Origin of the sequence: Pseudomonas sp. R76, from assembly GCF_009834565.1 — a bacterium.
In the GTDB taxonomy this organism is placed as follows: domain Bacteria; phylum Pseudomonadota; class Gammaproteobacteria; order Pseudomonadales; family Pseudomonadaceae; genus Aquipseudomonas.
The window spans coordinates 397,990-418,319 of sequence record NZ_CP019428.1; the positions used below are offsets into that span (position 1 = coordinate 397,990).

The window sequence follows — 20,330 nt, forward strand, 5'->3', positions numbered from 1 at the left end:
TTAGGGCGACGATTATAGCGATTGGCAAGCTTCTGTAAACCCCTGAATTCTGACTATTTTTGCAGAAGTGAAGGTTTTTTTGCGATCACGGCTTTTTCGTCGTCTCGGGCACCGCAATTCAGCTCAATTCCCGTCGCCGCAGTCGTCGGTAAATTTCATGTAGTTCAGCACTTGCGTCTGGCCCTTCGAATCTAGGTACGTCATCCGTGCATTCACTACACCGCAGCCTGAGCGGGCGTCTTCGGTGGTCGAGAGCACGCGCTGGATGTCCGGCTTGTGGCTATTGTCGGCATGCGCGGTGAATGCACAGGCAAGCAGGCTGGCGGCGATGAGGGTTTTCCAGTTATTCGGGTTCATGGTGGTGGCCTCTGAGGCTTCAATGGTGGGGTGAGGTCATTGAATGCCTGGGAGGTATCTGGGCTGTGTCGCGGGGCAGGGGTTTTGTCTCGTTGTGTACGGCGTGCGGCTATCTGTACTTGCTGATACGAAGCGGCCTCACTGCCGGAAGCGCCTTACCTAAGTTTGGTTAATAAATGCACAGGAATCGGTTAATACATTGTTTTGAAAGTAGATATTTACCCGTAGGCGATAGGCCATAAAATTGGCGCCATGCCGCTCATCTGAAAGCATTTCGATACAAACACCAAAATACTGACACCATCATCGTGATATCACACAATGCGGCCCTCATTTAATCAGCGGTTCAACAGGGAGGAGCAGTCGGTGGGGCGTGCAGATCACATTTCAAAACTATACGCCGCGCTGGGTGCACACTCTTTAAGCGAGCCGTGGGTGGCTGAGCCTTTGCAACGGTTGCTGGACCAGTTGAACCAAGGTGCTGCGCCGTCGCCCGGGGCGGTCGAAGCCCCGCGTGGGGTGCGCTGTTCGGACGCGTCGGCACCAAAAGTTGTGGTGGTGGTTTCAGCCACGGGCGGGGTGGGGCGCAGCACGTTGGCTGCTGCGATTGCCAACGGTTTGCAGCGCCAGGGTAATCCGGCGCTGGCGTTGGAGCTGGACCCGCAAAATGCACTGCGTTATCACCTGTGTCCAGGCGTTGATCTGCCTGGCTTGGGCGCAACCAGCCTGCTCAACCAAACCTGGCAAGCCTTGCCCAAACGCGGTTTTGCCGGGTGCCGTGTTGTCGCCTTTGGTGAAACTGACGCGGTGCAGCAACAGAGCCTGAATCGTTGGCTGGGGCAGGATCTCGAATTTCTCAGCAAGCGTCTGGCCGGGCTCGGTTTGACTGGGCAGGACACGGTGGTTATCGATGTGCCGGCAGGCAACACGGTGTACCTGAGCCAGGCGATGTCCATGGCGGATATGGTGCTGGTGGTGGTTCAGCCGGACGCCGCTTCGTTTCGGCGCTTGGCGAAAATGGACGAGGTGCTCGCGCCGTACCTCGCCAGTGAATCGGCCCCACAACGGTTTTATGTGATCAACCAGGTCGATGGCGGCCATACTTTCAGCCAGGACATGGCCGGCGTGTTCAAACTGCGTCTGGGCGATGCAGTGCTGGGCACCGTGCGCCGTGATCCTGCGTTCGGTGAGGCGCAGGCCTACGGTCACGACCCGCTCGACCCTGCGCTCGACGGTGTCGGCAGCCAGGATGTGAACACCTTGTGCCATTCACTGAGGGCGCGCCTGCGTTAAAACACAAGCGGCCATTAATTTGACTATTTACCGTTTGTCTAAAAAACAACCAGCAAAAACATCAAAATAATGACACTTCCTCACGCCTGTCACAGAATGCTTCACTGAGACGCCCATAATAAGACCTGCGGTAAGTGCCTGCTTGCCGACCTTCACGTCTTTACGCTGCGTCGTGAGGAGCTGGCTATGAGCCTTAGCGAAGAACTTCTGGCGTTGTTCGGCAAGAACGTCACCCATGATGCCCAAGGTATTAATGCGCGCATGCACTTTTTCGGCAGCGTGCCTGCTGACGAAAACACCCATCCCCAATCCCAATTGACTGATATCCCCGCGTTGCGCCCGAAAGTCGTCGCGTTAGTGTCGATGAATGGCGGCGTTGGCCGCAGCACGTTGGCCACGGCGTTGAGCAGCGGTTTGCAGCGCCATGGCGAATCGGTGGTGGCGCTGGACCTGGACCCGCAAAACGCCTTGCACCATCACTTCGGCGTGAGTGCCGCGTTGCCTGGTATCGGCCGCACCAGCCTGGAGCATGGGCAGTGGAGCCCTTTACAGCAGCTCGGTTTCGCCGGTTGCCAGGTCATCACCTTTGGCGATATCGACATCCAGCAGCAGGAAAACCTTGAGCGTTGGCTCAAGCATGAGCCCACCTGGCTGGCTCAACGGCTTGCGTCGTTGGGCCTGAGCGAGCGGCAAACGGTGATCATCGATACCCCGGCCGGCAATAACGTCTACTTCCATCAGGCGCTTAACGTGGCCGATGTGGTGTTGGTGATCGTGCAGGCCGATGCCGCGTGCCTTGGCACCCTGGATCATCTGGATGTGCTGCTCGCCCCGCACCTTGAAGGCCAGAACCCACCGGCGGTGCAGGTGGTGGTCAACCAGGTGGATGAGAGCAACCCCTTCAGTTTGGACATGGTTGAGGCGTTCAAGCAGCGCCTCGGCAAAGCGCCGCTGGAGGTACACCGCGACATGGCGATCAACGAGGCGTTGGCGTTTGCCGCCGACCCGTTGGACAACGTGGCGAAACGCTTGGCGAGTGACGATATCAATGAGATTTGCCGGGTACTCAAGGCGCCGAAAGCAACCGCCTAAAGTGCGGTTTATGCGCTTATCGCCAGATGCTTATGCACAATCGGTTGGTCGGGCTTGTCACGAAACAGCCATTTTGTGGAGCCGTTCTCAACACGCTGCAACTGCCTGTTTTGTGTGCATTTTATTTTGTGAACAAAAAATGACCAGCGTGGCTTTTGCCCTGTAGCACTGATAACTACAGCTTCTGTAAAGATTCCATCAACAGAGTTATCCACAGGGCGCGTGTAGGAATTTTTGCCCTCTAATCGCGCTCGGCCAGCACCATCACGTTGCGCGGAGTCAGCGCCGGTTCGCAGAAGCTGCCTATCTCGACCTTGTAGCCCTGTTCCACCAAAAAAAGCGCCCGGTCCAGCACCAGCCACATTTCCAACGGGCGCCGAAACAGGCCGCGCAGCAACTCCAGGTTTCGCACTTGCGCCAGGCGCCGCCAGCCGTGTGCCTCCAGCGCTGCCCAATCCTGTTCACCTGCGGATAAACCTTTGAGGCTTGCCAGCTCCTGGCAGTACTCGGCGAAGGGCTTATCCAGCCAACTGGCCGGCAGGGAAGGCGTCGGCAGGTATTCGTCGAGGCCGCGCACGTGTCGCTGTAATTGATCGAAGCCCAGGCGCCGTGCCATGGAGGTGTCGCGCTGTTGACGCACTCGGTTGCCGGCGGTGACGGTTTCGCTCAGCGGCAGGCCCAGGTCATCAATTGACAGCTTCAGTGGCGACGCGCGCCCGGCGCCGGACAGGGGCTGATAGCTGTCGGCGTTGATGCGGTTGTAACAGCAGGGCGCCAGCGCCAGTTGTTTGCACCCGGCCGCGCTGGCCAGTTTCAGCAGCCGCACGTGCAGGTCGCCGCAGGCATGCAGGGCGACGGGCGTGTGTTCGGGGCGGATCGTCACATCCGCCATCACGTCTTGCAGGCGATGGCTGGCGGATAAGCCGTGGTGGTCGCTCAAGGCCTGGCCTGCGGCGATCAGCGCCGGGTCGTATTCCAGGCAGGTCAGCTGCTGGTCGGCGTGCAGCAGGCGGCGGCCGAGATGGCCTTTGCCGGCGCACCAGTCCAGCCAGTGCGTAGGCTTTTGCGCGAAATTCAGTGCGGCACCGAAGGCTTCGATCTGTTGCCACTTGCGGCCCGGCACGTCGACGTTCAGCCGATGGCGAGCGGGTGCCAGCGCCTGTGTCGGTAACTTGTCCACAGCACTGAGTTGCAGCGCCTGCGCAGCCAGCTGTGGAAAAGACGCAGGTGCCGGCACGTCATGGGGGCGGTTGTGACTGTTTTCGGCATCGGCCAGCGAGCGCTGGCGCAGCCACTGGGCCAGCTCGGGATGCTGGTTTTCCCAAGGTAAATGCAGATGGGTAAAGGGCCGTGGTCGCCACAGCCCTTGGTGCTCGATCAGGAACGCATCCAGCGCCGCGAAGCGTGCTTCAACGTCCTTGGCAAGCATCGACGCGCAACCAGCGTTCGAGCAGTTTGAAGCCGCGTACCAGGATGTAGGAAATCAGCAGGTAGAACACGCCGGCGGTGAAGAACATCTCAACTGTCAGGTAGTTGCGCGCAATGATGGTCCTGGCCATGCCGGTCAGTTCCAGCAAGGTCACCGTGCTCGCGAGCGAGCTGGCCTTGAGCATCAAAATGACTTCGTTGCTGTAGGCTGGCAGGCCGATGCGGGCCGCACGCGGCAGGATGATATAGAACAGCGTTTTCGGCTTGGACATGCCCAGCGCGCGAGCTGCTTCGATTTCACCCGGCGGGATAGCCTGGATGGCGCCGCGCAGGATCTCGGCGATATAAGCCGCCGTGTGCAGGGTCATGGTGGCCGTGGCACACCAGAAAGGGTCGCGCAGATACGTCCACATGAAGCTTGCGCGCACGGCATCGAATTGGGCCAGGCCGTAATAGACCAGGAACAACTGCACCAGCAGCGGGGTGCCGCGAAAAAAGAAGATATACGCGTAGGGCAGCGAACGCACATACCAGCGTTTTGACGAGCGAGCGATGCCCAGCGGGATCGCCAGGATCAGCCCGAGAATCACGGCGATGCCAACCAGTTCGAGGGTCAGAATGGCACCCTGGATAAACTTCGGCAGCCACTTATAGATGACTTCCCATTCCATTACGTCGTCCTCACGAAGCCGCGGGCGGCGCGTTTTTCCAGCATGTGCATAGCGACCATCGACAGCGACGTCAGGCCCAGGTAAATGAACGCGGCGACCAGATAGAAGGTAAACGGCTGTTTAGTGACGGTGACCGCGATCTGGGCGTGGCGCATGATTTCTTCCAGGCCGATAACCGTGACCAGCGCGGTGTCTTTCATCAGGATCAGGAACAGGTTGCCCAGGCCCGGTAGGGCGATACGCCACATCTGCGGCATGATCAGGCGGGTGAAGATGCGAAACTTCGACAGGCCCAATGCCACGCCGGCTTCGCGATGGCCCTTGGGAATAGCGATGATCGCGCCACGTAACACCTCGGTGGCGTAAGCCCCGAAACACAGACCCAAGGCGATCACGCCGGCCGCGAAAGCGCTGAGTGACAGGTCGGGGATGTCGAGCATTTCACCCAGGCTGCGCATCGCGTTGATCGTGCCGAAATAAATCAGCAACACCCACAACAGTTCCGGCACTCCGCGAACGATGGTCGAGTAAAAGCCGCCAAGCCATTGCAATGGCTTGTAGGGCGACGTCTTGGCCAAGGCGCCGGCAAGGCCCAGCACCAGCCCCAGGCATAAAGCCGTGAGCGCCAGTTTGACGGTCATCAGTGCGCCGGCAGCGAGCGCCGGGCCGAATCCGTAGAGATCGAAATTCATGGTGTTTTCATATCGCGGCAGGCATTGCTAAAAGCCGGCGCGCCCTGTCGAGCGCGCCGGGCAGGCCATTCAGATCATTCGATGCTGAACGGGAAGTACTTGTCGTTGATCTTCTTGTAGGTGCCGTCTGCCTTGATCTCTGCCAGGGCTTTGTTCAGGCGTTCGCGCAGTGGGTCGCCCTTGCGTACGGCGATACCGATCTTGTCGCTTTCTACAACCGGGTCGCCTTTGAACTCATAGGCCGAACCGTCTTTGCTCTTGAGCCATTCGTACTGCACGTATTTGTCGGCGAGGATGCCGTCCAGGCGGCCCGACGTCAGGTCGAGGTAGGCGTTTTCCTGGGTGTCGTAGAGCTTGGCCTCGGTGTCCGGCAGCTTGTCTTCCAGGTAAGTACCGGCCAGCGTCGCGCGCTGTGCACCGATGACCTTGCCCTTCAGGTAGGCCGCGTCGGTCTTGAAGTCTGCAGTGGCTTTAGGCGCAATGAATTGCAATTTGTTGGAGTAGTACGGGTCGGTGAAGTCGACGGCCTGCTTGCGCTCATCGGTGATCGACAGCGAAGACACCAGGAAATCGAACTTCTTGGCGTTCAGGGCCGGGATGATGCCGTCCCAGTCGGACACATACACTTCGCACTTCTCGACTTTCATCTTCGCGCACAGGGCGTCGCCGATGTCTTTGTCGAAGCCGACAACGTTGCCGCTGGCGTCTTTATTGTTGAAGGGCGGGTAGGCCGCTTCGATCCCCATTTTCAAGGTTTCTGCCATGGCCGTGGCGCTGAACGCCATCGAAACGGCCGCGGCCAGAAGGAATTTTTTATAGTTCTGCATGCATGTTGCTCCGTTAGCGGTTGCTGGACATGAATTGTTTGCAGCGCGCCGAAAGCGGGTTTTCAAATACCTGCTGTGGCGATCCTTGCTCTTCGATCAGGCCTTGGTGCAGGAACACCACTTCACTGGAGACCTGACGGGCAAAGCCCATTTCATGGGTGACCAGCAGCATGGTGCGGCCTTCTTCGGCCAGCGCGCGGATCACATTAAGTACTTCCTGGACCATTTCCGGGTCAAGCGCCGATGTCGGCTCGTCGAACAGGATGACCTTGGGCTGCATCGCCAGGGTGCGCGCAATCGCCGCCCGTTGTTGCTGGCCGCCGGACAGTTGCGCGGGGTAGGCGTAGCGCTTGTCGGCGATGCCGACCTTGTCCAGCAGGGCTTCGGCCACTTCTATAGCCTCGGCCTTGCTCTGCCCGAGCACGCGGCGGGGCGCCTCGATGATGTTGTCGAGGATGCTCATGTGTGGCCACAGGTTAAAGTTTTGAAACACAAAACCGATTTCGCTGCGCAGGCGGTTGATCTGCTTGCCGTCGGCGGCTGTCAGCTCGCCGTTTTTTGCGGCCTTGAGCTTGAGCTCTTCGCCAGCGACGAGGATCTGCCCCTGGTGCGGGTTTTCCAGCAGGTTGATGCAACGCAGAAAGGTGGACTTGCCGGAACCGGAGGAACCCAGGATCGAGATCACGTCGCCGTCGCGGGCGGTCAGCGAGATACCTTTGAGTACCTCCAGCTCACCATAGCGTTTATGCAAGTTGCGGATTTCAAGCGCGGGCGCGGCCTCGGCCATGTGCGGTCCTCATTGTGTTCAGTGCGTTCTTGCTGTTGGGCCGCCTTCCTGGCGAGGCGCCAAGCTAGCATAGCGGTCAGATGGCAGCCAACAGCGCTACGGACGGTTAACAGGTGGTGTGCGGCAGGGTGTCGCATCAGCGCAGCAGCGTGTCGCGCCATCAACAACCTAACAGACGTTTGAACCCGATAAATCCACAGGCTTCGCGTAAAAAAGGGCGCGATGGTGCCAGCTTTGGCCGGGTGTTGGAAGGGTTAACCGGGCAAACGGTCCTTATCAGCCCCTTTATGGAGCGTCACGTACTTTTTGTGTGTGTTTTTGGTGCGCATTTACGTCTTTAAAGTGAGTCGCACGGTAACGCTATAGCGGAATGCCATTGTTCTCAATGACTTGCGAGGGCTGATCAATTGTCCTACAGCCCGCGTCAATCGCGGCTCTGTAACATTTTGGCGCAAATCTTGCGTAAAAAATAAAGAACGCCCCGTTGGTTTCTTTTCACGAGAAAGACTGCAGGCCGGGCGGACCGTTTTCGCAAATCCTCGTAAAGGTGTGTCAATGAGTAGTACGCAAAGCTCCAATGACCTCGAACAGGGGCTCAAACCGCGTCACGTCACCATGCTGTCGATTGCCGGCGTCATCGGCGCTGGTTTGTTTGTTGGGTCCGGCCACGCGATTGCCGCCGCCGGCCCTGCCGTACTGCTGGCCTATGCCGCTGCGGGTACGCTGGTGGTGTTGGTAATGCGCATGCTCGCCGAGATGGCGGTAGCGTCGCCCGACACCGGTTCGTTCTCCACCTACGCCGACCGCGCGATCGGTCACTGGGCCGGTTTTACTATCGGCTGGCTGTACTGGTGGTTCTGGGTGCTGGTGATCCCGTTGGAAGCCAACGCCGCTGCGACCATCCTGCACGCGTGGTTCCCTGACGTGGCCATCTGGGCATTTACCCTGATCATCACCTTGCTGCTGACCGCGACCAACCTCTTCAGCGTGAAGAACTACGGTGAATTCGAGTTCTGGTTTGCGCTGATCAAAGTCGTGGCGATTGTGGGCTTCGTGATCCTCGGCCTGGCGGCGATTTTCGGCTTCCTGCCGACCAGCCAGGTCAGCGGCGTTTCACACTTGTTCGACACCCAAGGCTTTATGCCCAATGGCATGGGCGCAGTGTTGGCAGCCATCCTGACCACCATGTTCTCGTTCATGGGCACTGAAATCGTCACTATCGCAGCCGCTGAATCGAAGAACCCGGGCCAGCAAATCACCAAGGCCACCAACTCGGTGATCTGGCGGATTGGTTTGTTCTACCTGCTGTCGATCTTCATCGTGGTGTCCCTGGTGCCATGGAACGATCCGACGCTGGCCGCGGTAGGTTCCTACCAGACTGTGCTTGAACGCATGGGCATCCCGAATGCCAAGCTGATTGTTGACCTGGTGGTGTTGGTTGCCGTGACCAGCTGCCTCAATTCGGCGCTGTACACCGCTTCGCGCATGCTGTTCTCCCTTGGCCGTCGCGGTGACGCACCGGCTGTGGCCAAGCGCACCAACAAGAGCGGCACGCCTTACTGGGCGGTGCTGCTGTCCACTGGCGCGGCCTTCCTGGCAGTGTTCGCCAACTATGTCGCCCCGGCGGCAGTGTTCGAATTCCTGCTGGCCAGCTCCGGTGCTATCGCATTGCTGGTGTATCTGGTGATCGCTGTGTCGCAACTGCGCATGCGCCAGAAGCGTACGGCGGCGGGCGAGAAGATCGTCTTCAAAATGTGGCTGTTCCCTGGCCTGACCTATGCGGTGATGGTGTTCATCGTCGGCACGCTGACCATCATGCTGTTCCAGGAAGCGCACCGGGTCGAGATCATCGCGACCGGGATCCTGAGCTTGCTGGTGGTACTGGCGGGGTTGTTTGTGGCTAGCCGTCGCAAGGCACAGAAGCTAGGCGCCGCGGTACTTAACTGATTTAGTGGAATGCGGTGCTCAAGGCACCGCCATTCAAATGTGGGAGCGGGCTTGCCCGCGAAAGCGGTGGGTCAGTCGCCAGATGTGCTGGCTGATCTACCGCCATCGCGGGCAAGCCCGCTCCCACAGTTGGTTTTGCGTCAGTCTGCTGAGTTGGCAAGTGCTTGGGAGGCCGCCACGTAATCGGCTTGAAACGCCGGCGACTCAATCCACGCCAACGCCGCCGCTTCATCATCGGTGTCCGTCGCCCACTGCCGATACTCGATCAGTGCCGCGAGGATAAAGTCGGTAGCCTCTTCTTCGCCTTCCTGCTCCAGCACCAGTGCCAGCAACGGGTGCGCCAGGAACACCGCGCACAGCGCCTGTTGGCTAACCTCGCCCGCTGCGCGCATCTCCACAAACAGCTCAGTCAAATCCACCGACTCAAGGTCAATGCGGCTGTCATCACCGGCAAACGCATCCGGCTTGGTTGCAACGCTGCGTTGGGTACGGTTCTGCTTGGCCTTGGCCTTTGCCCGGTGGGCACGTTTTTGCTGCTTGTTCGGCGAGGCCATGGGCTCACGTCCTTTGTTCAGGATCTGGGTGGGGTATTGAAGCGCAGGTTGGGGGAAATCCCAAGGGATTCTAAACGCGCTGGCCGGGCGTGCCTTGCGCTAACTCGCCCCGTTGCAGCCACGCCAGCGCAATCGGCCACAACCGATCCTGATATTCACTGCGGAAAAATGCGAAATGCCCGACGGCTTTTTCGCCGATTTCTTCGGGTGCGATACGCAAGTGAGTACGCGCGCTGCCTTCGAAATAGCCCAATAACCGCTCAATAGCCGCCACCGTGCCGAACGGATCGTCGGTGATGCTGATGGCCAGCAATTGTGCCTTTACGCGGGCAAACGGCAGCTCAACCAGGGCGCGTCCGCTGGGGCGCGTCTCGTACCTGGGCGTCGGCGTGCCCCAGTCGCGTACCACGCCAGCCGGCGTGTCTTCCAGCCAGCCCAGGCGTTTGCCGGGGAAGTATCCGCACAGCGCAGTCACCAGCGGCATCACCACATGCCATTTACCGAACATCTGCCAGCGCCCGCTCGCTTCATAGTCGCGCCAGTACGCAAACTGCGCGCCGACCGTGACGATTCGCCGAATCACTGCGCCGGATGCCCCCAGCCCTGCTGCACAACCGCCAAAACTGTGACCGACCACATCTATCGGCTGCCCCGGAAACTCCCGTTGCGCACGCTGCAACATCGCCTCGAAATCCAGCACACCCCAATCCGACCACGACGCTTTAAAGCCGCGCAACGAGCCACTGCGCGATTCGCCGATGCCTCGGTAGTCGAAGGTGATGACGTCGAAGCCGTTGGCAAACAGGTAATCGGCGAAGCGTGAGTAGTGGCGGCAGCGCACGGAAGTGGCGGCGTTGATGATGACGACTGGGCGCTCGAAGTCGGTGCGTAGGTGTCGCCAGGTAAAACCGCCAATGAGATAGCCGTCTGCAGCGGGCTCCTTGAAGGGTTCGCTGGGGCCTGGTTTGGAGGTGATGGCAGGCCTTTGCGCAGAGGCTTCATTCACATTCATTGTTTCTATGCCTGTGTCGGTTTTTATTTTTTTTAGTAACAGTTGTTCAGTTTGCCAGTACTTGTACTCTCTCCGGCAGGGTCACTAATGTTCGGGGCCACTGATAAAGCCATACATCCGAGAGGAACGACAGCCAACCATGCACCGATCAGACTGGCAGGCATCCATTACGGAGGTCTCTATGAGTATTCCCCTTTCTCCTATCGTTTCAGAGTTTGAAACAGAAGAGCAGGCCGCGAGCTATGACCGTTGGTTTTGTGCCAAGGTGCAGGCTTCAATCGATGATCCTCGCCCAAGTATTTCGCATGATCAGGTCATGGCCGAGATGCGCACGCTGATTGAGGGATTGGATTGAAATACTGAGAGTGCTGCACGCCCGCCAGGAATATCCCTGATGCGCGTACCGGTTTTGCTGCTCGACCTCGAGTCAGTAGATGCATAGGCTTGCGCCTTCGCAAACCGCTAGAGCGTCTTCATGACCCGCGATACCCTCGAACACAACCAGATCCCCATCTACTTCGTCGCCGTCCTGCTCGCGGCTGCGTTCGGCGTGTTTGCACCCACGTCCGCCCACGGCCTCGGCATTTTGGTCACGCCCGCCATCGCAGTGCTGATGTACGCCATGTTCCTGCAAATCCCGTTTCTGGACCTGCGCCAAGGCCTGGGCAACAAGCGCTTCATCGCGGCATTGTTGCTGGCCAATTTCATCCTGGTGCCGTTGCTGGTGTGGGTGCTCACCCGTGGCCTGGTGGAGCGCCCGGCGCTGCTGGTCGGTGCGCTGCTCGTATTGCTGACGCCGTGCATCGACTACGTGGTGGTGTTCACCCATATCGGCAAGGGTGATTCGCGTCTGATGCTGGCGGCGACGCCGGTGCTGTTGTTGCTGCAACTGGTGCTGTTGCCGGTGTACCTGGGTTTTATGCTGGGTGGGCAATCCGCCGTGGTGGTGGCGGTGGGGCCGTTTGTCGAGGCGTTCGTGTGGTTGATTGTGCTGCCGATGATGCTGGCGGTGCTGACCACCGCCCTGGCGCGGCGCTCAAGGCTGATGGGGGCGTGGAATAACGCCTGGGCCTGGCTGCCGGTGCCGGCGATGGCGCTGGTGCTGTTTGTGGTGATTGGCTCGCAGATCACCTCGGTGGTGCGCGATATCGGTGTGTTGCTGCCGGTGATTCCGGTCTACGTGGCCTTTCTGTTGCTGGCCCCGTTGATGGGGGCGTTGGCGGCACGGTTGTTCGCGTTGCCTGCCGCGACGGCGCGGGCGGTGACGTTCAGTGCGTCGACCCGCAACTCATTGGTGGTGCTGCCCTTGGCGCTGGCATTGCCCGATGACGTGCGCGGGCTGGCGGCCACGGCGGTGATTGTGCAAACCCTGCTTGAGCTGATCGGCGAGCTAGTCTACATCCGGCTGATTCCGGCACTGGTGTGGCGCGCTGGTCGATAAATCCATAAATGTTCGGGTTTGTTCAGGCCCTATTCAGGGGTTGAGTCGGCACCATGTAGTCGGCGCAGCCTACCTGAAAGGACATTCGATGGATCACCGCAGCCGTTTTCGCCTGGAGTCCCTGGGCATTTTCCTGATCGCTTTGCTGCTGTTCACCTGGGGCATCTGGGACGAGCAACCCCAAGGGTTTGACGGACGTTGGGCGCTGTTCATGCAGGAAATGTTTCGCCATGGCGCGAGCCTTTTCCCTACCACCTATGGCCAGCCGTACCCTGACTATCCCGGCACTGCGACCTTCTTCAGTTTTGTCTTTGCCAAGTTGTTTGGCGCGCCGAACCACCTGGCGAACGTGCTGCCGACGGCGCTGGCCTCGGCGGGGATGACCGCCCTGGTCTATCGCCTGCTGGCGCCGTTCAGCAGGCCTTGGGCATTGCTGACGGTGCTGCTCACGCTGCTCACTACTCAATTGCTCGATAAGTCGCGTTCGGTGTGCCTGGACCTGATGATCGCGCTGTTATGCGTGGGCAGTTTCTACCTGCTGCACAGTGGCGAGCGCCTGGGTTCGCGGGTGAGGCAGTTGGCCGTGTTCCCGCTGTTTGTCCTGGCATTCGCAATTCGCGGGCCGCTGGGGTTGATCGAAGTCTGTGGCGTGGTGTGCGTGTATTGGGCAATGGGCCGGCCCGGGGAACGGGTCAAGCAGGTGCTGATTCACGGTTTCGTGGGCTTGGTGCTGCTGGTGGCGTGCTGGTGGATGTTGATGAAGCTGGCGCGGTTCAGCGGCGGCGATGCCTTTGCCGATGATGTGTTCAGGATGCAGGTCAGTGGGCGGCTTGATGAGAGTGGCGAGCCGTTCTACTTCTACTTCAAGCTCAGCTTGTACCGTTATTTCCCTGTGGTGCCGCTGGCGTTGGCGGCCTTGATTGCGCTGCGCCACCGCTGGTCTGAGCGGTGGGGCAGTGACGAAGTGCAACTGCTCGTGCGGCTGGGTGCCTGTGGCTTGATGATCTTGCTCGGGTTGTCGGTGCCGCACTTCAAACGCGCCTATTACATTCTGCCGATGGTGCCGATGTTTGCCGCTGTCGCGGCCTATGGGCTGCTCCAGGCGCAAAACTGGCTGGTTGGCGTGCGCCGCTGTTATGAATGGCTTGTCGCAGCGCTGCCGGCGTTGTGCGTGGTTGTGCTGTTTGTGTGTCGGCATGCCTGGCAGAAGCACGGATATTGGCCTGAGGTTTCGTTGCCGTTGTTGATTGGCGCGCTGCTGGTTCTGCAAGCGGCGGCGTTGATTGCCTGGCGGCGCCCATTGCGGTTGGTGTGGCTCAGCGCAATCGCCTTGGCGGCGCAGTGGCTGCTGCTGGTGGTGGTGATAGATCCGGCCAAAGACCTGCAATTCGACACACGCCGGTTTGTCAGCCAGGTCGAAGCGCTCCGAGCGTCGCAGCCGGGCCCGTTGGTGTTTGTCGACCTCGGTCGCGACACCTGGGCAATACGCTACATGATGAACCTGAACCACGATGAGCAGCCACTGTTTGTCGCGGGCAATGAGCTTGAAAAGCTGGCGACGTTGCCCCGGCCATCTTGGGTGATTGTGCCGCGCAAAGAGGCTGTGTTGTTGAAAGGGACGTCAATGGAACAGCAGGCAGCAAACTTCGAAGGTCGGCTGAATGACAATCCGTTGATGGTGTTTCTGCTGAAATAGGCAAGCGCCTATTTGCACTGGTAACCCTCGGGCATCGTGACGGTGTAGTTGCGCTGCACGCGGTCCTGGAAGTTCAGGTTCTGCAGGCCCTGTTCCACCAGGAAGGCCTCGATCTTGGCTGCCTGGCAGTCTTCGTTGTAAGACATCACCCGGAGCAGATACACGGCGCGCCTGCTCACCTCATCACGCGCAGTGGCGGTGAAGGTGGTGAGTGTGGTGTAGCCGGTGCGCTCCGAAGTGCCCACCGGGCCGTAGGTGGTGTTTGGCGTGCTGGTGCAGGTCAGTTGGTCTTCTTTCTTCTTGGTCTTCTTGCACTGAGTGGTGGTGCTGGTTGGCACCTGGCCGTACTCGGTGGCGGTGTAGCGGTAAGTGACCTGCTTGCTGTCGACATCAAGGAGGATGGTCATTTTGATCGGTGCATGGTTCTTGGGCAGGGTGGTGTCGGTATACACCTCGTGAAAGCCTTGGTCCTTCATGGCGCTGACCATGTCCCTCAGGTAGTAGCGGGCATTCAGCGTGCTTTGCGCGCTGCCGCCGACGGACGTCGTCACCAGCACGGTAGCTTGTCGATCAAAGTGATAATCCGGATCCGGTGTTGCGTTGATCGTGACATCCATTTGTGTGGCGCAGCCACTGAGCAGCGCCGTCAGCAGCAACAGCGCGCAGAACAAGTACCGGGTCATCTAAACACTACCTTGCAGCAAAAAATTCAGTAACAGCTATACGATTGAGCCGCGCGATAAATAACCCCAGGCCACTAAATCGCAGGCAATAAAAAACCCCAAGGAATCATCTTCGCTTGGGGTTTTTCGGTATTAGTGGTGCCCAGAGACGGAATCGAACCGCCGACACGGGGATTTTCAATTCGCCAATGTCGTTGCAACGCTAGATTACACTGGCGTTCGCTTGAGTAAGGTACAGCACGGTAAAGTACTTATCAAACAGCGCTTTAGCGCACGGTATGGTACGTTCGAGCTCCTTCGTGCTGTACCGCTGGTGTACCTCAAAATGTAGCGGTAGGAGCTTGGCTTGGGGGCTGTGTCTCACCCACTCGGCTCAGGTTCTGCGTAACAACCCTCGACACGCTGCGGCAGCGGAGCTGCCTTGGTCTCGGGTTTTGGCCTAATGGGGCGCCTTGGTGATGGCAGCAAGTGTGTATTCTCGGGGCAGATGGAAGTACCGGGCAGGAGAATATGAGTGCGAATTGGATGTACCATTTGTGAAAGGTTATGCCACCACCTGTAAAAAGCCCCGTAGCATACTGTGGCGCCGTTTAGCTAAACTCTGCATCTGAAAGACCGTGGCTGATCGTACTGATAGACTGTGTCGCTAGCGAAAGCGTGATGCTGGGACGGTGGGTGGTCTAGCCGTGTCAGGTAGGGGGGGGCGCTTCGAAGCGACGTTGTGTAAATTGCCCATAATTGGCTAAAAGTCTGATGGTCTGCAACACTGAGCTTATGAAAACGACACTGAATGAAAAAGATATAAAAGCTGCCGTTATCGAAAAGGTTCGAGCCCGTGTTGCGAAAGAAGATGCAGTTCTCATTAACGAGATGGTTATTGGGGATGGAGATCGTCGTGCCGACCTGGTCATTGCTAACGGCCATATGAATGCTTTTGAAGTGAAAAGTGATTTAGATAATTTGAGCAGGCTTGCTGGTCAACTAGAAAGCTATTTATCAAGGTTCGATAAGCTCACTCTAGTAGTGTCTTCCAAATATATTGATGAAGCATTGAGGACAGAAGAGCGTATAGGAGTTTGGGAAGCTTTTGTAAAAAATGGAGCGGTAAAGATTCGAGTTCGTAGACCTGGTCGTCTAGAGTTGGTTTCAGATAGAGAGAATATTTGTGGTTTTATGCTGAAAGGCGAACTTGTTTCCTTTCTTCGTTCGCATGATGTAGTTATGAATTTTAAGGACGCAGACCGAGAGGAGCTTGTTTCTCAGCTTGATCAATTTCCTATGTCTACCATTCGGAAGGCTGCTATAGGGTTTGTGAAGGCTAGATACCGCTCTCTTAGTTCGACTTTTTTAGATGGCTGCTCAAGCGTGGTAGCGCCAGCTGACCTTATAAATCTGAGTCGTTCTAAAGTAAATAGGCTGCGTCTTGAGGAAGAGTTAGGTTGGAATCAAAGGCGTGCACCCTCTAGTAAGCGCCGCGAGATAAATCTCTCTAAGTTCTTCCCGGAGGGTGATATTCCAGACAGTATGCCTCGCTATATTTTAGTTCCGTCAGTTTAAAGAATCCAGTCATCATCCTCTGCTGTTGAATTGTTTTCACACAGCAAGTCTAACTGATAGTTTATATGAAGGTTGACGCGCACGGCAATTGCAGTTACTGGGGCGTTAATGGTGTTGCCCTCTCGACTTACAGTGTTCTTAAGCATTTGAGCTCCCCATGAGCCGCTATCCCCCACTTCAGGATGCTCGTTCAGCAGTGTTCTTGCAGCGTCTATATAACCCTCGCCCTTAGTCTTAGGGCGCCTTTCAAAGAACCAAAAACCGTCGCTTGGAACATCTAGCCGTGGAAGAAATACCCCACCTTCATCGTCGTAAACTACGGAGTGGATTGATACGTGGTCTCCATATTTGACGATATCAGAACCTATCTCGTCATAAAGAATATTTTCTAGTATCTCTATCTTTCCTGAGGTTTCGCTACCTTCATTGAGTGAGGGGATCACTGAGCGAGGGAAGCTAGTTCCGGCCAAAACTCGAGGTACCTGGGGAACTTCTTCGACAATTGTGTTTATTGTCCTAAGAATGCTTTCGAGTACCCCTGGTTTTATATTTTTTGTAGATAGGTCTCGGATATAGGCGGCATCTATGACTATTAGTGAATTCTCTGGGTTTTCGAGTGCGTAAAGAGCGTTTAGCGTATTTTCTAAATCACTTTTGAAATCTCTTATTCTGAATACTGGCGCGCGCCCAAGCCGTTCTAATGCTAGAGCTTGTCGGACTATCTCTCGTCCTTTTGCCCCCGGGGTGAATTGAACCGTAGGGATTACTTTTTCGTTATTTCTTACAAAGTCTACCCAGTTCTTAAAATCTGATTCTGGGTCAAGCAGATTACGTACAGCTTGGTTTTGGTGTTGTAAGTCTCGAGTGAGATCCAATATAAAACTTCTGCCATCTACGCACTCGCTAATTTTGGCGATGGCTTTATCGCAATCTTCAGAGTTTCTCCATTTTCCCAGCGTTATTAGCGGGAAAAGACTATCTTTTGCTTCTGGGGATAAATGGGCGTAACCGTTCAGCTCGGCTTGTCGAGTTCGAATTATTGGGAAGTAGTTATAGTCTTTAAAATTTATAGTCATCACTCGTCCCTATGCTCGTTTGTGTTGTCCATATGAGCTGCAAGTTTGTTGCGTATTGTTTCTTTAATTGGTTCTGGGTTTATCATTGAAGACAGTGCAGCGGAGATGTTTCGGTAAGATACAAGATCATTCTGCTGGGAAATCAAATCATTTTGATGTTTGATGGAGTCATCTTTTGCTCGCACAATTTCATTTTGTAGAGTTTCTATTGCACTAGATGAATGGTTTTGCAATGTCTGTATTGCTTTAAATGCGCTCACACTAAGTATAATAGTAATGATCGCTGATGCCAGCCATCCTGAAAGCGATACAACATTCGCATTGCTGTCTGGATTAGCGAGATAAATACTTAATCCTACGCTCGCGAACCCTATGAGCAGACTTATAATTGACACAATTCTATCCAGGTTCATTGCATTCCGAGTCCGATTCGAATGTGGTGGCCAGATGCTATACGAGTTCCGTGCTTTTTGGCAGTAGGCAATGCAGATAGCAGCTTTCTGACCCGAGGAATGAGCGTGTCACATGGGTGCTGCGATGATAGGAAATATGTTCAGTTATGCGCAGACCATAACCCGAGACCAAGGCAGCTCGCTGCCGCAGCATGTCGAGGGTTGGAGGCACGGTCTCGGATAGTCTCTCATAGGTCAACTGCATTTTTTCTCGGACACTCGAAGCAACGGGATGGGGCTTCGCGTTTGCAAAATTGGGCGTGCTGCATGAACCGAGGATGGAGAGACGTCTGAGCCCCCTGATCTTCCGATCTGGAATTGGCCGTAATAGCTCAACGTTTTATTCACGCAATGTCCCATTGCCGCTGAGACCTCATCGTGATTCAGGTGTGCCGAACGCTTAAGATCGCTACCGAAGGCATGGCGTAAGCAATAGGGCGTAACTCTGGGGCCGTTGGGCCAAAGCTTTTTCCCCGCTGCGGTCATGGCCGCTCTGAAATTTGTTTGTTTCTCGATAGAAATGATAGTGCCACCGCTTGCTGCTTGGTGCTTACCTTGGAGCACCTCGATGAGGCGGCGTACCAATGGATGGCTGTGATCATCCAGTGAGTATCGAAGCTCCCTCCAAGGTTGTCCTTTACTTGCTGTGACCTTGATTCCACTGTCGATTCGTATCAGCAGTTCGGTAGCAGAAAAAGTCACGTTCACGCCTTTTTCAAGCTCACCTGGTCGACATCCGCAAATCGCGCTGACAAGGTAGGGAATCTGGTATTTGCCATGCTCAGTCTCGTCGGCCATCAGATCGCGCCAGTTGGACGGCAGTTTATGAAGATCTTGGCGCTTTGACCTTCGTCTTTTAGTCTTTTCTAGTGGGCAGGCATCTGTACTCTCTGCGATCGCATTGAGCATTTTCAAGGTGCCATTAATGACCTCTATGTGCCGATGGAAATCCTCTGTGTGCTGCCCTCGCTGCGCCTTATCCTGAAGGCGAATTTGCCTCTCAAGCACCTGCATCAGAACGTATTTAATGGCCGCCTTACGTCTGTGATATGTCGACTTGCTTGTTGTATCTCGGATGGCAGGAAGTATTTTGTCGATATCCGATTCGCTTTTGGCGAGCAGCCGCTTAGCCTCGCTCTCATAGCCTTTTATGGTCTGCTCAGATAGAGAATTGGACACCTGATTCTTTAAATGCTGTCTGGCCTCTACTATGAGAGCAAATGCTTCTGACTGTGTCCTCATACCTATTCCTTTTTGTGACCTGAGACTTTTCTGTGGCTGACGGAAAGGGCGCTTTTCACTACGTGAATCGACTACGTCGACCAGCGCCCACATTCACGCAGGTGCGTGAATGTGTTTTATTTTTAGGTCACATGCGGCGCATCTTTTTTTAGGTCACTGATGACTATCGTATTTAGGTCACGAGTGTCCCTATTTACATGTCCTGAGATTTGGGCTTTTGCTATGGCAGGACGCACGAGTACATAAAGCAAGGTTGACAACTACCGTTAACTTGCCCGCCTGTGAGGACCGGGATTAATCCTGCAGGGCAATTAAATCCACCTGTCATTTGGTTTACGTAAGTCCCAGCCCCACCAGTCATGAATCCGCTGCCAATGCCGCGGATGCTACCCGCCCCTTTCCATGCGCCGGATTGGCAAGATAGTGTTAGGCCTGCCGCAGTTCGACCGACTAGGCCATTGGGGGAGCACGCTGCGCCTTCAGTCGCAACGCCGTTGAGCTGTAGATACTCACCTACGGTGGTTCTGCCGTTAGACTGCAAAGTCCCACCCGCAATCGCCCCGCCGGTGTAAACGCCCTTGTCACCATATGAGCGAACCCAGCTAGGATCGGTCATGTACCAGCCGCCGTTCCACTTTTCGTTGTACCAGCCAGTGTCGCCGCGAGTCTTGAACCAGCCGCCGGTATAGGTTTCACCGGTGGTGTCCGTTGTACCCGCTTTAACTGTCCCGGTAACCGCAGCGTTGCTGGCGTTTACGGTCGTTGCATTGACATTAGTGGCGTTCACATTTGCAGCGTTGTTGAGGTTGTTTCCCTTCATATCGATCGAGGTGTTCATTTCATTGACTTCCGGATGGCCCGGCACGGCGTTCCGATAGAGGTAGTCGTCGGTGAGGGCTCCATCATCAAAAAACAGCGCGGTCGCAAGATGGCCTTCACCTGGTGAAGTGCCATAGGGCGCCAAAGAAACATTCCACCCTCCATATGTACCTTCAACGACACTGGTATCGATGTTCGAGATGTACCCGCCTCTTGCGCCCACCTGCTTAGAGATTCGACGGATGCTGGTTTCCGGAATTGTTTCCCCTCCGGTAGTGATGACCAAGGTTTGAAGCTTGTTTGCTGTTGGCTTAATAGCAAGCACCGAATAGCTTTGGCCAAAGTTATTTATGTCAGTCACGCTAGGTGGTAGATAACCGGTGTTTTTAAGCATGCCCACGGTAATGTTGGCCGGCTCCGTCGGTGTTGCGACATTGAGAACGGCAGCGTAGTTGTCTTTAATGTATGCACTTGCTGCATCCGAAATGATTTTTTGATGATCAGCCGCGGATTGTCCCGCCATGTTATCTGCATGGTCGAACATCGCTTGAGAGCCAATCCCCAATGCGGCTACCACCAGTATCAGTACAACGATCATTTCGATTGTGGCAAAGCCTGATTGCCCACTGGATTTTAAGTTGATTTGCTGCTTGAATCTCCGCATGATTTCTCTCTTTGAGTTTTAGTCTGCTTTGGAGGTTTTG

The 20,330-nt window shown here is 56.2% G+C and carries 20 protein-coding genes; 7 read left to right on the forward strand and 13 right to left on the reverse strand.

Annotated features, from left to right (window positions below; all coding sequences use genetic code 11):
* Positions 1-123: 123 nt before the first annotated feature.
* Entirely contained in the window at positions 124-357 is a 234-nt protein-coding gene (locus PspR76_RS01730) for a DUF2790 domain-containing protein (RefSeq protein WP_159953695.1), read from the reverse strand.
* Between the two features lie 435 nt (positions 358-792).
* On the opposite strand from PspR76_RS01730, the gene bcsQ (PspR76_RS01735) reads away from it, so the two are divergent.
* Both bcsQ (PspR76_RS01735) and bcsQ (PspR76_RS01740) read left to right on the forward strand, forming a co-directional pair.
* A complete protein-coding gene (bcsQ, locus tag PspR76_RS01735; RefSeq protein WP_237235717.1) occupies positions 793-1,650 on the forward strand; it encodes a cellulose biosynthesis protein BcsQ in 858 nt (285 codons plus the stop codon).
* A 186-nt stretch (positions 1,651-1,836) separates the two neighbouring features.
* Positions 1,837-2,742, forward strand: coding sequence for a cellulose biosynthesis protein BcsQ (gene bcsQ, locus PspR76_RS01740; RefSeq protein WP_159953697.1), 906 nt, complete (start codon positions 1,837-1,839; stop codon positions 2,740-2,742).
* Positions 2,743-2,983: 241 nt separating this feature from the next.
* On the opposite strand, the gene PspR76_RS01745 is transcribed toward bcsQ (PspR76_RS01740), so the two are convergent.
* From PspR76_RS01745 to PspR76_RS01765, 5 genes are all read right to left on the reverse strand, one after another.
* Positions 2,984-4,171, reverse strand: coding sequence for a methyltransferase (locus PspR76_RS01745; protein ID WP_159953698.1), 1,188 nt, complete (start codon positions 4,169-4,171; stop codon positions 2,984-2,986).
* Complete coding sequence (locus tag PspR76_RS01750) at positions 4,152-4,841, reverse strand: ABC transporter permease (RefSeq protein ID WP_106577455.1); 690 nt, start codon at positions 4,839-4,841, stop codon at positions 4,152-4,154. The genes PspR76_RS01745 and PspR76_RS01750 overlap by 20 nt, the downstream gene beginning before the upstream one ends.
* Positions 4,841-5,533: an ABC transporter permease gene (locus PspR76_RS01755; RefSeq protein ID WP_159953699.1), complete on the reverse strand. Its 693-nt coding sequence runs from the start codon at positions 5,531-5,533 to the stop codon at positions 4,841-4,843. Before PspR76_RS01755 ends, PspR76_RS01750 begins: the two co-directional genes overlap by 1 nt.
* 74 nt (positions 5,534-5,607) lie before the next feature.
* Positions 5,608-6,360, reverse strand: a complete 753-nt coding sequence (locus tag PspR76_RS01760) for an ABC transporter substrate-binding protein (protein ID WP_003187758.1) — start codon at positions 6,358-6,360, stop codon at positions 5,608-5,610.
* 13 nt (positions 6,361-6,373) lie between these two features.
* Entirely contained in the window at positions 6,374-7,147 is a 774-nt protein-coding gene (locus PspR76_RS01765; protein ID WP_159953700.1) for an ABC transporter ATP-binding protein, read from the reverse strand.
* A gap of 555 nt (positions 7,148-7,702) precedes the next feature.
* Between PspR76_RS01765 and gabP the strand changes: the two genes are divergently transcribed.
* On the forward strand, positions 7,703-9,094 hold the full coding sequence (gene gabP, locus PspR76_RS01770; RefSeq protein ID WP_159953701.1) for a GABA permease: 1,392 nt from the start codon (positions 7,703-7,705) through the stop codon (positions 9,092-9,094).
* 140 nt (positions 9,095-9,234) lie between these two features.
* Here the strand turns inward: gabP and PspR76_RS01775 are convergent, their stop codons facing one another.
* Entirely contained in the window at positions 9,235-9,648 is a 414-nt protein-coding gene (locus tag PspR76_RS01775) for a hypothetical protein (protein ID WP_159953702.1), read from the reverse strand.
* Positions 9,649-9,718: 70 nt separating this feature from the next.
* On the reverse strand, positions 9,719-10,660 hold the full coding sequence (locus tag PspR76_RS01780; protein WP_159953703.1) for an alpha/beta hydrolase family protein: 942 nt from the start codon (positions 10,658-10,660) through the stop codon (positions 9,719-9,721).
* A gap of 181 nt (positions 10,661-10,841) precedes the next feature.
* On the opposite strand from PspR76_RS01780, the gene relB reads away from it, so the two are divergent.
* The 3 genes from relB (at position 10,842) to PspR76_RS01795 (ending at position 13,797) form a co-directional block, all read left to right on the forward strand.
* Positions 10,842-11,015: a type II toxin-antitoxin system RelB family antitoxin gene (gene relB, locus PspR76_RS01785; RefSeq protein WP_159953704.1), complete on the forward strand. Its 174-nt coding sequence runs from the start codon at positions 10,842-10,844 to the stop codon at positions 11,013-11,015.
* A gap of 120 nt (positions 11,016-11,135) precedes the next feature.
* Positions 11,136-12,101, forward strand: a complete 966-nt coding sequence (locus PspR76_RS01790; protein ID WP_159953705.1) for an arsenic resistance protein — start codon at positions 11,136-11,138, stop codon at positions 12,099-12,101.
* Between the two features lie 88 nt (positions 12,102-12,189).
* The gene (locus PspR76_RS01795; RefSeq protein WP_159953706.1) at positions 12,190-13,797 is read left to right on the forward strand and encodes an ArnT family glycosyltransferase; all 1,608 of its coding nucleotides are present in this window, start codon (positions 12,190-12,192) and stop codon (positions 13,795-13,797) included.
* A gap of 8 nt (positions 13,798-13,805) precedes the next feature.
* On the opposite strand, the gene PspR76_RS01800 is transcribed toward PspR76_RS01795, so the two are convergent.
* The gene (locus tag PspR76_RS01800; protein WP_159953707.1) at positions 13,806-14,480 is read right to left on the reverse strand and encodes a hypothetical protein; all 675 of its coding nucleotides are present in this window, start codon (positions 14,478-14,480) and stop codon (positions 13,806-13,808) included.
* A 774-nt stretch (positions 14,481-15,254) separates the two neighbouring features.
* On the opposite strand from PspR76_RS01800, the gene PspR76_RS01805 reads away from it, so the two are divergent.
* Positions 15,255-16,037, forward strand: coding sequence for a sce7726 family protein (locus PspR76_RS01805; RefSeq protein WP_159953708.1), 783 nt, complete (start codon positions 15,255-15,257; stop codon positions 16,035-16,037).
* Here PspR76_RS01805 and PspR76_RS01810 read toward each other — a convergent pair.
* From PspR76_RS01810 to pilV, 4 genes are all read right to left on the reverse strand, one after another.
* On the reverse strand, positions 16,034-17,113 hold the full coding sequence (locus tag PspR76_RS01810; protein ID WP_159953709.1) for a beta family protein: 1,080 nt from the start codon (positions 17,111-17,113) through the stop codon (positions 16,034-16,036). The genes PspR76_RS01805 and PspR76_RS01810 overlap by 4 nt on opposite strands.
* Positions 17,113-17,508 carry a hypothetical protein gene (locus PspR76_RS01815; protein WP_159953710.1) on the reverse strand — a complete coding sequence of 132 codons (396 nt, stop codon included), beginning with the start codon at positions 17,506-17,508 and terminating at the stop codon, positions 17,113-17,115. The genes PspR76_RS01810 and PspR76_RS01815 overlap by 1 nt, the downstream gene beginning before the upstream one ends.
* Before the next feature lie 252 nt (positions 17,509-17,760).
* Positions 17,761-18,807: a hypothetical protein gene (locus PspR76_RS01820; RefSeq protein ID WP_159953711.1), complete on the reverse strand. Its 1,047-nt coding sequence runs from the start codon at positions 18,805-18,807 to the stop codon at positions 17,761-17,763.
* Between the two features lie 220 nt (positions 18,808-19,027).
* The gene (gene pilV, locus PspR76_RS01825; protein WP_159953712.1) at positions 19,028-20,290 is read right to left on the reverse strand and encodes a shufflon system plasmid conjugative transfer pilus tip adhesin PilV; all 1,263 of its coding nucleotides are present in this window, start codon (positions 20,288-20,290) and stop codon (positions 19,028-19,030) included.
* Positions 20,291-20,330: the final 40 nt, after the last annotated feature.

Bases quoted from the DNA above. Each gene is read 5' to 3' on its own strand.
- PspR76_RS01810 (WP_159953709.1), bottom strand. From the start codon at position 17,113: ATGACTATAAATTTTAAAGACTATAACTACTTCCCAATAATTCGAACT.
- PspR76_RS01795 (WP_159953706.1), top strand. From the start codon at position 12,190: ATGGATCACCGCAGCCGTTTTCGCCTGGAGTCCCTGGGCATTTTCCTG.
- PspR76_RS01780 (WP_159953703.1), bottom strand. From the start codon at position 10,660: ATGAATGTGAATGAAGCCTCTGCGCAAAGGCCTGCCATCACCTCCAAA.
- PspR76_RS01755 (WP_159953699.1), bottom strand. From the start codon at position 5,533: ATGAATTTCGATCTCTACGGATTCGGCCCGGCGCTCGCTGCCGGCGCA.
- PspR76_RS01760 (WP_003187758.1), bottom strand. From the start codon at position 6,360: ATGCAGAACTATAAAAAATTCCTTCTGGCCGCGGCCGTTTCGATGGCG.
- PspR76_RS01820 (WP_159953711.1), bottom strand. From the start codon at position 18,807: ATGAGGACACAGTCAGAAGCATTTGCTCTCATAGTAGAGGCCAGACAG.
- relB (WP_159953704.1), top strand. From the start codon at position 10,842: ATGAGTATTCCCCTTTCTCCTATCGTTTCAGAGTTTGAAACAGAAGAG.
- PspR76_RS01730 (WP_159953695.1), bottom strand. From the start codon at position 357: ATGAACCCGAATAACTGGAAAACCCTCATCGCCGCCAGCCTGCTTGCC.
- PspR76_RS01750 (WP_106577455.1), bottom strand. From the start codon at position 4,841: ATGGAATGGGAAGTCATCTATAAGTGGCTGCCGAAGTTTATCCAGGGT.
- PspR76_RS01745 (WP_159953698.1), bottom strand. From the start codon at position 4,171: ATGCTTGCCAAGGACGTTGAAGCACGCTTCGCGGCGCTGGATGCGTTC.
- PspR76_RS01775 (WP_159953702.1), bottom strand. From the start codon at position 9,648: ATGGCCTCGCCGAACAAGCAGCAAAAACGTGCCCACCGGGCAAAGGCC.
- PspR76_RS01805 (WP_159953708.1), top strand. From the start codon at position 15,255: ATGAAAACGACACTGAATGAAAAAGATATAAAAGCTGCCGTTATCGAA.
- PspR76_RS01800 (WP_159953707.1), bottom strand. From the start codon at position 14,480: ATGACCCGGTACTTGTTCTGCGCGCTGTTGCTGCTGACGGCGCTGCTC.
- PspR76_RS01790 (WP_159953705.1), top strand. From the start codon at position 11,136: ATGACCCGCGATACCCTCGAACACAACCAGATCCCCATCTACTTCGTC.
- gabP (WP_159953701.1), top strand. From the start codon at position 7,703: ATGAGTAGTACGCAAAGCTCCAATGACCTCGAACAGGGGCTCAAACCG.
- PspR76_RS01765 (WP_159953700.1), bottom strand. From the start codon at position 7,147: ATGGCCGAGGCCGCGCCCGCGCTTGAAATCCGCAACTTGCATAAACGC.
- bcsQ (WP_159953697.1), top strand. From the start codon at position 1,837: ATGAGCCTTAGCGAAGAACTTCTGGCGTTGTTCGGCAAGAACGTCACC.
- pilV (WP_159953712.1), bottom strand. From the start codon at position 20,290: ATGCGGAGATTCAAGCAGCAAATCAACTTAAAATCCAGTGGGCAATCA.